Source organism: Streptomyces sp. NBC_00727 (assembly GCF_045161745.1).
Lineage (GTDB): Bacteria > Actinomycetota > Actinomycetes > Streptomycetales > Streptomycetaceae > Streptomyces.
Window position 1 is genome coordinate 20,183 of sequence record NZ_CP108981.1, and the last position, 12,590, is coordinate 32,772.

Sequence of the window (12,590 nt, forward strand, 5' to 3'; positions counted from 1 at the left end):
GTCCTGGAGTCCCTTTCAGGGAGTCGGAAGTCAAGGAGGGTGGGCGCGATGCCCTGCGGTCGGTGCCCGACCTGGCATCTCGACTTAATTTATGATGTGAGTTAAACCTCGGGAGAAGGTCGCGTCAAGAGGCGTCGCGGCGGTATGTTGCACACAAGGCCTACGGAAGAGGGTGTTTGGTGAGTGTGCGCAGCGGTCGTACGGTGCTTGACCTGCGGCGGGAGAACCGCAGCGCCATATTGCAACGGTTGTATTTCGACGGCCCTCTCAGCCGCTTGGCACTCGGTCCGGCCACCAATCTGAGCTCGGGTTCCGTCAGCAACGTGGTGGCGGACCTCGTTTCCGATGGCCTGGTGGAGGAGGCCGGCAGCGTGGATTCGGCCGGCGGCAGACCCCGCACGCTTCTGCGCATCCGCCAGAAGAGCGGCTACATGATCGGCGTCGACATCGGCGAGACCCGGGTGCGAATCGAGCTCTTCGACCTGGCCCTCACCGAACTGGCCCGCACGGAGAAGCCGCTCACCACCAGCGGCCCGCGGAGGGAAGACCGCTACGACGTCAGCGTCGTGGTCGCCCACGTCCGTGACGGCGTCGCGAAGGTCCTCCAGCAGGCGGGTATCGACGCCGGGCAGCTGTTGGGCGTGGGCGTGGGTGTCCCGGGCATCGTGGCCAGGGCACCGCAGGACGGAGTGATGGTCCACGGACAGACGATCGGCTGGGACGCCGTGCCGCTGGAACGACTGTTGCGTGGGTCGGTGGACCTGCCGCCCTCGGTGCCGTTCTACATCGACAACGGGGCCAAGACCCTCGGCCAGGCGGAGATGTGGTTCGGCGCCGGTCGCGGAGCGAGCAGCGCCGTCGTGGTGCTCTTCGGCTCCGGTGTCGGCGCGTGCGTCGTCAGCGACGATCTGCGTTCCGGACGGGCCGTCGAGTGGGGCCACCTGACAGTCCGGGTCCGAGGACGCCGGTGCCGCTGTGGTGCCCTGGGCTGTCTGGAAGCCTACGCCGGGGCAGAAGCGCTGCTGGAGCGCTGGCGCGAAGCAGGCGGCTGTCCGCCGCCCGGCGCGGACGAGGAATCGGCGCTCACCGCGGTTCTCGCCGCCGCCTACCCGTCCGGGCCAAAGGCGGAAGCCGACACGACCGCGCTCGCCGTCCTGGAGGAGACCGCCGAATATCTGGGCGCCGGATTCGCCGATCTGATCAATCTCTTCCAGCCCGAGCGGATCCTCGTCGGCGGCTGGGCGGGCCTCCAGCTCGGTGCCCGGTTCCTCGACAGTGTCAGGACCTACGCCACTTCCTACGCCCTCTCCTATCCCGCCTCACACGTACGGATCGAGCTGGGCACTCTCGGGCCGGACGCCGTGACGGTCGGAGCGGCGATCCTGCCGCTCGCCGACTTCTTCGCCCGGGGAGGCCGCCGCGTTGCCCCAGAGGCCACAGAACCGGCACCGGCGTGGAAGAACACCCTGCGGCAACGGGCTGCGCATTGAGCGCACTCTGGCAGCCGGCCCTCCGCGCCTCGTGCCACGGGGGCGGCGGCCACGTCCGTGCTGCTTCATCGGTCTCATCGGTCGAGCCCCGCCACTGCGGCCGGCGCCGGCAGAGCCTTCGGCCCTGTGGGGCGAGCGCGTGGCGAGGCCATCGGCCAACAGCGGCATCTGTGGGTCCTTCCTCAACCATCCGCGGCCTCCTCCGCACGACGAGGCCGCCACCACAGGGGTCCGCCGTTCCTACGGTTGGTGCCGCAGCAGATCGGCCGGCGCCATTGCCAACGGCCGGGACCTCCAGACTGCTGTAAAGACTTTCGTATGCCTGAGGTCCCGCTGCTCCGGTGAGGACCACCGCCTGGCCCGAGACGCACCGTCTCGCTGCCCCTCAATCGACCCCGGGCGTATGCGTGGCGCTCACACCCAGAGGCGCCTCCCACTCCATCGCTCCCGCCGAGCGGCCCACCATGAGCCGGAAATCCCCCGGTTCATTGGCCCATGCCCTCTTCTCGGAAGACCAGTGCTGCAGCGCCCGTGGGGCCACGACCACCTCGGCCGTCACGGCGTGATCCGGCTCGGCGCAGACCGCCGCGTAACCGGCCAGCCACCGAGCGGGCCGTTCCACACTCGAAGCCGGCCGGGCCAGGTAGACCTGGACCACCTCGCGCCCGGGGCGGTCTCCGGTGTTCCGCAACGTCACCCGGATGGTGAACTGGACTCCGGCCTCAATCTGTGCCGGTGCGCCCACGTGCTCATACTCCCAGGTGGTGTAGCCCAAGCCGTGCCCGAACCAGTAGGCGGGCTGCCGTCCTTGGCGGAGCCAGGCCCGGTAGCCGATGTGCAGGCCCTCGGTGTAGTCGAGTCGGCCGTCGACAGGCCCCGTGTGTGTGACGGGCGCGTCAGCCAGGGAGGCCGCCCAGGTAGTAGGGAGCCTGCCGCCCGGCTCGCTGCGCCCGAAGAGGACATCGGCCAGGCCGCCGCCGGCTTCCTGGCCAGGGAACCACGTGAGCAGCAGAGCTCCCACTTCCTCACGCCAGGGGAGTTCGACCGGGCCCCCGCTGTTCACTACAGCGACGGTCCGGGGGTTGGCGGCGGCGACCGCGCGCACGAGTTCGTCCTGATGGTGACCGAGGGACAGGTCCGTACGGTCGGAGCCTTCCGTCTCGCTGTGTTCGGTCGAGCCGACGACCACGATTACGGCGTCCGCACCACGGGCCGCTTCCACAGCCTCTGCCAGCGCGGCCGCCGGGTCGCGCTCCGGCGGTGCGGCGACGACGACGATGGCACGGCCCGTGCCGGACGCCAGTTCGCGACGCGCCACGAGGTGGACCGTCCGGTCTTTGACCAGGTACGTCCGCGCCGTGCGCAGGGGCGGGACGACGTGCACGATCGCCGGATCGTCCGTCTCGCAGGGATAGGTGCCATCGAGGAGAGGGTTTCCGTCGACGCTGAGCGTCATCCTGCCGAAGCCGCCGATGCCCAAGGTCCACATGCCGGTATTCCTGGGCCGGAGCAGTGCGCTGATTTCCACGGTGTGCGCGCCGGGGAGCAGATCGGGTTCGAGCTGTCTGCCCGACAGGCGGCGCTCGGCGGACAGCTCTCGTCCTTCGGCGTCCAGGCAGCGCAGGAGTACACCGGGTTCCTTCGACCGGGGATCCGTGCATCTGTCGGTGTCCAGCGGCGACGGCGGCACGGTGAGTGACGGGCCGGGTACGTAAACCACGCGGCCACGGCCGCGAAGTTGGGCGCGGATTCCGTCGAGGGGTGTGACGACCGCAACGGGGAACACCCCGGCGCTGCCACCTCCTTGCACGCGGGGCGATGCGGCATGTTCCCCGATCACCGCAACCGTCGACGAGGCGCCGGGGTCGAGCGGCAGGACGCCATCATTGCGCACCAATACCGTCCCGGCCGCGACCGCGCGGCGAAGTAGGCGCCGAGTGGTGTTCGTGCGCAGCACAGGGAGACGGCGGCGTGGCCCCTGTAGCGCGCCGGTACGTCCCGCGAGGCGGAGCAGGCGGTGCACCTTGTCGTCAATGGCCGTTTCGGGTATCCGACCATCGTGGACGGCCTCGACCAGATGCTGCGACCAGGGGCCGTTCGGCCCTGGCATGGCCAGGTCAAGGGCGGCTCTGGCGGGCTCCTCGACTGTGCGGACGGCGGCCCAGTCAGAGACGGCGACTCCGTCGAAGCCCCACTCTCCCTTGAGCGGCTCGGACAACAGGGGGTGGGCCGTCATCGTGGTGCCGTCGACGCTGTTGTAGCCGGCCATGACCAGCCATACGCCGGCCTGGACGGCCGCTTCGAAGGGGGCAAGGTAGACCTCGCGCAGGGTGCGGTCATCCATCCGAACGTCGACGTGCAGCCGGTCGGTTTCGGAGTCACTGGCCACGAAGTGTTTGGCCGTGGCAGCGACTCCCTGCTCCTGGATGCCTTTGATCAGAGCGGCCCCCGTACGTGCGGTCAGTACGGGATCCTCCGAGTAGCACGCGAAGTTCCGACCGCCCAACGGTGTGCGATGCAGGTTCAGGTTCGGCGCGAGGACGACGTCGACACCCTTGCGAGCGGCCTCGGAGGCGAGCAGGCCCCCCAGGTCCCGCAGCAGCTGCTCGTCCCAAGACGCGCCGAGGGCCGAGGCGCAAGGCAGTAGAGGGGAGGTGCTCCGTTCGTCCCAGGCTTCGCCCCGCACACCCACCGGTCCGTCGGAGAAGACCATCGACCTGAGCCCGATCGTCACCTCACCCGCTGTCCGCCAGGTTCTGGAGCCGGTGAGCAGGCACACCTTCTGCTCCAGGTCCAGCTTCTCGGTCAGCTGCTCCACCATGTCGTCACGCATAGCCACTCACTTGCTTCTTCTCTGATTGCACCGCAGAACTTGGGCGCCCCGGTGCTTTTCCCTGGCCCGCCCTGCGGTGGGCCAGGGAAAAGGCGGTACTCCGTGGTCCGGCCGCTCCCCCGAAGCGGCCAGGTGTGTGGCGGCCGGCCAGGTCAGGGCAGGCGGTACTCAGCATTCAGTACGGCGCCGCGCTGCGGCTGGTTCTGGTCGTATCCGCGCGGGTCACACTGCAGACCGCCCACGATGCAGTGTTCGACCATGGCCTTGAGGGTGCGCTCCTCCCAGGCGTTGAAGAAGTCGTAGTGGAAGGAGTAGCCGCGCCCACTGGCCAGGCGGACCTGACTCATGTCACCGTTCACTGGCCAGGCCATCTTGAACTCGATCATCGGCAGGACGACCGGGCGCGAGGCCGGGCACATGTTGTCGTTGGTACCGGGCTTGACGACCGGGTATGCCATGTGACTCTTGCGGTCGGGCGTGTCCAGGTGCAGACCGTCCCAGCAACTGGGGGCCTGCATGCGCAGGTTGAGTTGGACGTCAGGCCGGCTCGGGCAGCTTGCCGGGAAGTCGGTGTTGAAGAAGCTGTCCCCGCACTCCCAGCCTTCGACGAAACCCTTGTGCGCGCGAAATTCCTGGGCGGACTGCATCGGGTTACCCACGACAAACCGCAGTCCCTTGGGGAAGGGACGGACACTCCGATAGTCCGTCACGCCCGCCTTGTAGTAGATGACCTGCGGTCCCACCGGCAGAATCTTCTGATCGCCCTTGTACAGCGAGGGCATCCAGTACGCGGAGGCGTCCGCCGGCGCCTTGCAGGTGGTGCTCCCGCCGTAGAGTGAACCAGTGGTGCTGGTTGCGTCCGTGGAACGGTTGCCCATGAACGTGTGATCGTGGGACTTGCCGGGCTGTCCCGGGTAGACGATCGGGTCGTCCGGGGCAGTGTGCGTGACGTCGCAGTTGGCCTGGAACTCATGGAAGTAGGCCTGCGGCGGAGTGGCGCTGGACGGGGTGACGCCGGTGACCGGCGGCACAGCAGGAATGTATCCGTCGCCGTCGGCGTCATCGCCCGATGCCTGAGTGGACGCGGCCATCTGGTGACCTGTGTGGTTGACGTTCGTGGCGACGGCGGGCGCGACGCCGCCGGTGGGGTCCGTGGCCGAAGCCACGGTGCCGATGCCTAGGACACTGGCGATGACGGCTGTGCCGACGAGGAGTGCTGAGAGCCGCTTCGGACTCGGTCTCATGGGGATCTCCTTCCCGCATGGGGTGGCTACAGGCGGACGCGGGGGCGCCGCGCGACTGGTGACCTGTGCGGTGATGCGGGTGGCGGAGCCTTGCGGCAGGCCCCGCCACCCGTCATGGGGTCCGGCATCGTCAGCTGTAGATGCCGAACTCGTGGAGGGAGTAGCCCCACCCGGTGCCCCGGGCCGTCAGTTGGAGACGGACGTGGCGGGCGGTGGCGGAGACATCAATGGTGTCGATGTCTCCGTTGCCCGTGGTGGTGGAGTAGACCGGACGCCAGGTACTGCCGTCGTCGGAGACCTGTACCTCGTACGACTTGGCGTAGGCGGGGTCCCAGACCAGTTGCAGTGTGCGGATGGGCTTGGCCGCGCCGAGGTCGACCTGGATCCATTGCGGGTCGCTCCAGTCACTGGCCCAGCGCGTGGTGGTGTTGCCGTCCGTGGCCAGACTCGCGGCGCAGGGGCAGTCCCCGTACTGGGCTTGGTAGGAGGAGGCGGTGGTGGGGCGGTTCAGAGCGATGTTGGTGCCGGACACGGGTGGGGCCACGACCTTGACGGACTTGGTCTCGATGCCGGCGTTGCCGTGCCCGTCCTCCGCCTGAATGTAGACCTTCCAGACCCCGAGCTTCTCGGGGGCGGTGACGGTGAAGTTGCCGTCACCGTTGGAACGCCACTGGGCCTCGACGAGTCGCTTGTCGCCGTTGGCGTAGTTCCCGCTGAGGAAGATCTTGGGTGTGACCTTGTCACCGTCGGGGTCGCGGATGTCGGCGCGCACCGTGAACTCACGGCCCGCCGGGGCCGCGGAGGCCGGGGTGACGGCCATGTTCGTGATGACGGGCGGGGTGTTGTCACCGGCAGTGGAACCGGTGTACGCCTTCTTGACGGCGTAGTAGGACAGGCGCTTCAGTCCGTTGGGTACGAGGTTGAACCAGATTCCGCCGAAGTCGTGTTCGAGGCCGTAGTGGAAGAGGGTGGCACCGAGCGCGACGCCCTGGTGGCCGGTGATGCAGCCCCATGCCTTGGTGTAGCCGTCGGCCTTCTGTACGTCGGTGGGCTCGTCCGGGATGCCGTTGGCGTCGTCGGGCACCTCCCACTCGCCGGCGGGCCCGCCCTCGGTGATGATGTAGGGCTTGTTGTAGCCGCCGTCGATCCAGTCCTGGCGCACCTTGCAGAGGTTGCCGTAGGAGTTCATCGAATACAGGTCGAGGTCGGGGGCGTTGCGCTTGTAGTACGCCCAAGCCCCCGTCCAGGCGTCGGTCGAAGTGACCGGGTGGTCCGGGTCGATGGTGTGGATCTTCTTGGCGACGTCGTTCACGAACGTGGTGTAGGCGTTGCGCTGCGCCTCCAACTCGGTGCCGCTGTAGCAGTTCTGCAGGCCGAGGACGGACTCGTTGCCCACGTTCCACATGAGGGTCGCCGGGTGCGACTTGTAGGTGTCGACCCACTTGGCGAACTCGGTGAGCATGTCGTTCTTGTACGTCGTGTCGGTGACGTAGTTGACGCACCCCCCGGCACCGGGACCGCCACCGGGCTGAAGCCAGAAACCGTTGATGACCTTGAGCCCTTGAGCTGCGGCGGCGTCGAGGAGCGGCTTCGTGGAGCCGTCGGTGCCCCAGGTGCGGATGGTGTTGGCGCCCATTGACTTGATGTCGGGCAGGTATTTGGGGGCGTCGGCGACGGAAGGGCCCCAGGTGAGACCCTTGACCGTGTACGGTCGGCCTCCAACGGTCAGCTGCCAGTTGCCTTGGGAGCCGGTGACCCTGACGGTGCCCCCGGGGGCGGGGTTGCTGGTGCCGTCACTGCCGTAAACCTGGAACTCCCACAGGGAGTACCCGTAGCCGTTGGCGCGTGTGACGCCCTGCATGCGGACGTAGCGACCTGAACCCGAAACGGCGATGTCGTCCGTGCCGCCGTCGCTTCCGGTGACGGTCTTGAGAGTGTGCCAGTCGGTGCCGTTGTCGGATGCCTGGATTTCGTAGTTCTTGCCGTAGGCGGCTTCCCAGGTAAGGACTACGCGGCTCAGGTTCTTGCTCGCCCCGAGGTCGACCTGGAGCCATTCGCCGTCCCGGCGGTCGCTCGACCAGCGGGTGCCGCTCAGATTGCCGTCGACAGCGGCTCCTGCGGCGTACGCCTCGCCTTCCTGCGAGGAGGCTGTCGCCACCTTTCCCTGGGAGAGAAGCGTCTCCGCCGCCTGCGCGTGGGAGGACAGCCCAACAGTCAGCGAGGACGCCAGCAGGGTGCCGAGTACCGCAAGAGACATCCCTGTGCGACGCCGGGAAGGAGTGAGTACGGAGGGTGGTCTGGACACGTGTGCTCCTGGCTGATTCATGGCGCCGGGCGCAGACCGTTTATTGGGGTGGCCTGCGCCCGGCGTCCTATGTGAGGGGGATGCACGATGCTGTGCTGTGGTGCGTGACCTTCCGGGCCGGGTCGCGGGAACGAGCACCTGCCTGAAAGGGATTCGGAGGCCTCAGCGCCGGGAGGCGTGAGGCCGGTGGCGGCTCAGGGGTAGGAGACGACGGTGGAGGGGACCGTGGAGGTGCCTGCGGGCTCGGTTGATGCTCCGGTGCCGTTGATGACGTGTTCGTAGTGGCCGTTGCCGCCGAGCGAGACGGTGAGCAGGCTGTGGAACTTCACGCCGGACTTGACCGGGGCCTTGAAGCCGTGGTCCTGGCGGATGTTCGGGTCGACGTTGTAGTTGCAGTAGCTGCCGAGCCCCCATGCCTCGTGAGTGTTCACCGAGTCATCCACGCGGTAGGCGGCGTAGCCCTTGGTGGTGCCGTTCTGGATGGCGGCCTGGTTGGGGGCGTCGTACGCCTTCTCGTTCTGGAAGAAGATCGTCTTCCCGCGGTCTCCGTACCACTCGACGTCGTACTTGTTGAAGTGCTCGACGAAGAGACCGGTGGCGAGGACGTCGTCGCCGTTGACCCGGACGCCGTAGTCGGCGCGGTTGGCTTCCCAGCCGACGCCGTCACCATGGTCGGCGCGCCAGACCCAGGTGTGGTCGATGATCGCGTCGTCGCTGTTGACGACGATGCTGGTGGTTGCCTTGCCGGGGCCTGCGCCGCCGACGCGGATGTAGACGTCCTGCACGGTCGTCGGGTTCGCGCCATGGTCGGTCGAGGAGTTCTGCGGGCCGAGCTCCAGCAGTGTCGGGGAGTTGACCGGACCGGCGTCGATCAGGAAGCCCGCCAGCCTCACTCCGTCGACATCAGCCACCTTCATCGCCGTCACACCGTTGTCCGGGATGATCGTGGCGAGACCCAGGCCGAGGACGATGGTGTTCGCCCGGTTGATGTTGATCGTCTGGTCGACGTGGTAGACGCCCGGGGTGAACAGCAGGTTCAGGCCCTGGGCCAGTGCCTGGTTGATCGTGGCGGCCGTGGTGCCCTCCTTGACCACATAGAACTTGCTCAGCGGAATCGACTCACCCTGCGGGGTGCCGTTCGCCCACGTCGTACCCCGGGCGTCGGTCCGCTTGGCGGGCGCGAACACCTTGTACTCGCTGCCGTCCAGGTAAAGGTAGGGCTTCTCGCGTGAGACCGGAGTGGTGTCGAGCGTGGTGTAGCGGGGCTCGGGGAAGCCTGTGGCTGGGGCGCCCTCGACGCCGGAGAAGGTCTGGTTCCAGACGGAGTTGGACCAGCCGCCGATCGAGCTGTCGCGGGTGTACCACTGCTGCTGCGAATAGTTGCCGACCTGGCCGTCGATCTTGGAGTCGGCGATGTAGCCGCCACTGGCCCAGCCGTAGCCGGCCGGGGCCAGGCTGAGGTCGCCCTTGACGTGCATGCGGCGGAAGGAGGACGCCTGGGAGACGGCCCAGCGGTCGGTTCCGCTGACCGGGTTGACGGTCAGGCCCTCGACGCCGCGCCAGAAGTTCTGGGTGGCGTTGCCGTTGAACCAGCCGGCGTCGACGGTCACATCACCGTTGATCGTCGTGTCGCCGGGCTTGAGGCCCAGTCCCGCGAGCTGGGTGTAGAAGCCGACCTGCGCGTTGAGGTTGTTGTACGTTCCCGGCTTGAACAGGAAGGCATGGCGGCCGGATCCGAACTGTGCCGACTCCTGCTGCTTGAACACCTCGTCCAGTCGGCCCTGGATGTTCGGGGTCGAAGGATCGATGATGTGGACGTTGGGGCCCAGGTCCCCGCCTCCCGGCAGGGTCGGCCCCCCGCTGTCACCGCCGTACACCTGGAACTCCCAGAGGGAATAGCCGTATCCGGTCGCCCGCGTCACCCCCTGCATGCGAACGTACCGGGCCGTTCCGGAGACGGCGACCGACTCGGTGCCGCCCGCTCCGTTCGTGGTCGAGTAGGCGGTCGACCAGGTGGTGCCGTCCGTCGACAGCTCGATCCGGTAGGACTTCGCGTACGCCGCCTCCCACCGCAGCACGACCTTGCTGACCGATACCTGGCTGCCCAGGTCCACCTGCAGCCACTGCGCGTCGGAGGCGGCGCTCGACCAGCGCGTCCCCAGATCCCCGTCGACCGCGCCGGTAGCCGCGGTCCCATAGTGCTCCTGGCTGGACGCCGTAACCGCCTTGCCCTGGGACAGGAGCACAGGGGCGGCCTGCGCCGATGCCGCCGGAACAACTGAGAGGAGGGTGGCGGCCAGCGCGGTGACAACAGCGCCCGTGAGACCACGCCGTACCTGCCTACGAACAGGTGGTGGAGCAGTCGCGGGCATGCCAAACATGAACATGGGGGATCTCCTTGAAAGAGTTGAGAGGCGGAGAGCGCTCTCCCGAACCATGCCGCCCTCGTCGCGCCTGGTCAATATCCCTGACACCACTTTCCTTCCGTCTTGAGTTAACCCTTGGCCTTCACCCCTCTTCCGACGGTTCCGTAGCTGTGCCGCGCTGTAGGGCGCCTGCGGCGCAACGGGGTGACGCATGGCCGTTCTGGCTGCCGGGCACCCGGGGCCGGCAGGGCCTCCCCTGTCAACGGCACTGCGTACGCGCCCACCTACCGCTGACCTGATGGCCTGACGGTTGGCCAAACGAGCCGTGGCGACGACGCGGCGCACCGCGCCGACTGCCTGTTGGTGGCGGCTGCCTTCCCGACTGCCACCCCAGCCAGACCTCCGCCAGCAGCGGGGCGGGCCGCCGCCCCCTTCCCACCTCCTTGCAGGGGCGTCCGCTTCCGGCCAGGCCCCTCGGCCCCTTCCACGTCGGCGCGGACACCACGGGGCACCTGGACGGAGTTGCACGACACGGGCGCCAGAGCGCACAACTGCGGCTTGCACTCCAGCCGGGCTTTGACGTTTTGCCTGGTCAACGGTACGGACGAGAGCCAGGCCAGCGCAGCCGGGCAGCTTGAAGGTACGCAGCACCCGCTCTCACACCGGCAGCACCACTTCGACGACTTGACTTCTATACGAGCATCCCAAGGCGTACCAGGAAGCCGGCCACCCCGTCCGCGTCCCGTTCCGAGGCCGCCGGCTCAAGCAGTGGAAGCGCCGGCACAACTGCAGTCACGTCAAGATCCGCTGCCTTGTCGAGCAGGCCATGGCGGCCCTGAAGAGCTGGCGACTCTCGCGGAAGCTCCGCTGCAGCGCCAACCGCATCACCGCGATCGTCCAGGCCGGTACTCCTCGTTCATCACGCGTCAGCATGAGGTTGGAAAGGGCTCAGTGCCACGCGTCCCTCCTTCGCGCTTGCCGTGGCCGAGGCCCCTTCTGTCGATGCACGGTCCATCAACACGGATGGGGACAACTGGACGGAGTTCCAGCCGTGCGACCGGGGATGCCGGAGCGGCACGACGACGGCAACGCGTCAACGAGGCGCGCCGTGCCGCGCATCTCAGACTGAGGCAGGAATGACACAGACTCGTCGCAGCCCAGCACAGCCGCGCGACGGACGCCCCGGCTCACTCCGAGCACTCCGCGTCGGCTGCCTGCTGCTGCGGGTGCAGTTGACAGCCGTCCGCCTGGGCCAGGAACATCTGCGCGTACCGGCCGGTCGAGGGGTCATGAGGGTGGTGTGGTCGCCCTGCTCGACGATGCGGCCCTCGTGGAGCACCAGGATGCGGTCCGCGTCCCGGACCGCGTTGAGGCGGTGGGAGATCAGCAGACCGGTGCGTCCGGCGCGGTGGTCGCGCAGCCCCAGGTGGATCTCGCGCTCGGCCACCGGGTCGAGGCCCGAGGACGGTTCGTCGAGGGTCAGGAGGCCGACATCTTCGCGCAGCAACGCACGGGCGAGGGAGACCCGTTGCCACTGTCCGCCGGACAGCAGCAGCGTGTCGCCATCGTCCGCGCCCTCATCAACGAGCCCGCGCTGCTGCTCGCCGACGAACCCGCAGGCAACCTCGACTCCGCCATTGGCAAGGGGATCGTCGACCTGCTGCTCCGGCTCAACGCCGAACAGGGCACGACCCTCGTCCTGGCCACTCACGACATGGACATCGCCGCGCGCTGCGCTCGTACCATCAACATGCGGGACGGCCGGATCACGAACGACGACCGGACACCGGTCGCGCGCGGGCCGCCGCCCCGCCTCCGGTCCGCGCCGAGAACGAGTCGGAGCCGGGACGGACCGAAGGGGCCTCGCTCGACGCCCCGGCGCCCGGGCCCGCACACGGTTCGACCTCCCGGTCATGACCGGGAGCCGGAGGGCGCTGTGGGCGGCGGCCTGCATGACGCTCGCCACCGCGGCAGCCGCCCGGGTCGCGCTGGTCGTGATCACGGTGGACGGCGTCAGCATGGAACCGTACTGCCGTGCCGGGGAACGCCTGTTGATGCTGCGCCGCCCGCCGGCCCGTCTCCGCCCGGGCCGCGTGGTCGTCCTGCGCGGTCCGTTCCGCGCGACGGGCGAACAGCGGCGGGACGAGGTGCGGTACGCGGTGAAGCGCGTCGCCGCACTGCCCGGCAGCCCGATGCCGGCAGGGACCATCGGCGCGGGAGGGCCAGTACCGCGGGGCCGGGTGGCGGTCTTGGGTGACAACGCTGCGCACAGCTCCGACTCCCGCCACTGGGGCCTGCTGCGCACCGGCCAGATCGTGGGCGTGGGTACACACGTCTGGAGCGCGGCAGCCT

6 protein-coding genes and 1 pseudogene are annotated in these 12,590 nt (G+C 68.4%); 3 read left to right on the plus strand and 4 right to left on the minus strand.

Going from position 1 to position 12,590, the window contains the following annotated elements:
• Window positions 1-179: 179 nt before the first annotated feature.
• A complete protein-coding gene (locus OG242_RS00090) occupies window positions 180-1,490 on the plus strand; it encodes an ROK family protein (RefSeq protein ID WP_405896159.1) in 1,311 nt (436 codons plus the stop codon).
• A gap of 385 nt (window positions 1,491-1,875) precedes the next feature.
• Here the strand turns inward: OG242_RS00090 and OG242_RS00095 are convergent, their stop codons facing one another.
• The 4 genes from OG242_RS00095 to OG242_RS00110 form a co-directional block, all read right to left on the minus strand.
• Window positions 1,876-4,323, minus strand: coding sequence for a beta-glucosidase H (locus OG242_RS00095; protein WP_405896160.1), 2,448 nt, complete (start codon window positions 4,321-4,323; stop codon window positions 1,876-1,878).
• A gap of 152 nt (window positions 4,324-4,475) precedes the next feature.
• Window positions 4,476-5,567, minus strand: coding sequence for a DUF1996 domain-containing protein (locus tag OG242_RS00100; RefSeq protein WP_405896161.1), 1,092 nt, complete (start codon window positions 5,565-5,567; stop codon window positions 4,476-4,478).
• A gap of 130 nt (window positions 5,568-5,697) precedes the next feature.
• Window positions 5,698-7,824 carry a discoidin domain-containing protein gene (locus tag OG242_RS00105; RefSeq protein ID WP_405896162.1) on the minus strand — a complete coding sequence of 709 codons (2,127 nt, stop codon included), beginning with the start codon at window positions 7,822-7,824 and terminating at the stop codon, window positions 5,698-5,700.
• Between the two features lie 242 nt (window positions 7,825-8,066).
• Window positions 8,067-10,244 carry a discoidin domain-containing protein gene (locus OG242_RS00110; protein WP_405901462.1) on the minus strand — a complete coding sequence of 726 codons (2,178 nt, stop codon included), beginning with the start codon at window positions 10,242-10,244 and terminating at the stop codon, window positions 8,067-8,069.
• A gap of 700 nt (window positions 10,245-10,944) precedes the next feature.
• Here OG242_RS00110 and OG242_RS00115 point away from each other — a divergent pair.
• A pseudogene (locus tag OG242_RS00115) lies at window positions 10,945-11,173 on the plus strand (IS5/IS1182 family transposase); the annotation flags it as partial.
• Window positions 11,174-11,664: 491 nt separating this feature from the next.
• A complete protein-coding gene (locus tag OG242_RS00120; RefSeq protein ID WP_405901463.1) occupies window positions 11,665-12,495 on the plus strand; it encodes an ATP-binding cassette domain-containing protein in 831 nt (276 codons plus the stop codon).
• Window positions 12,496-12,590 lie beyond the last annotated feature (95 nt).

Bases quoted from the DNA above. Each gene is read 5' to 3' on its own strand.
- OG242_RS00105 (WP_405896162.1), bottom strand. From the start codon at position 7,824: ATGTCTCTTGCGGTACTCGGCACCCTGCTGGCGTCCTCGCTGACTGTT.
- OG242_RS00110 (WP_405901462.1), bottom strand. From the start codon at position 10,244: ATGCCCGCGACTGCTCCACCACCTGTTCGTAGGCAGGTACGGCGTGGT.
- OG242_RS00095 (WP_405896160.1), bottom strand. From the start codon at position 4,323: ATGCGTGACGACATGGTGGAGCAGCTGACCGAGAAGCTGGACCTGGAG.
- OG242_RS00100 (WP_405896161.1), bottom strand. From the start codon at position 5,567: ATGAGACCGAGTCCGAAGCGGCTCTCAGCACTCCTCGTCGGCACAGCC.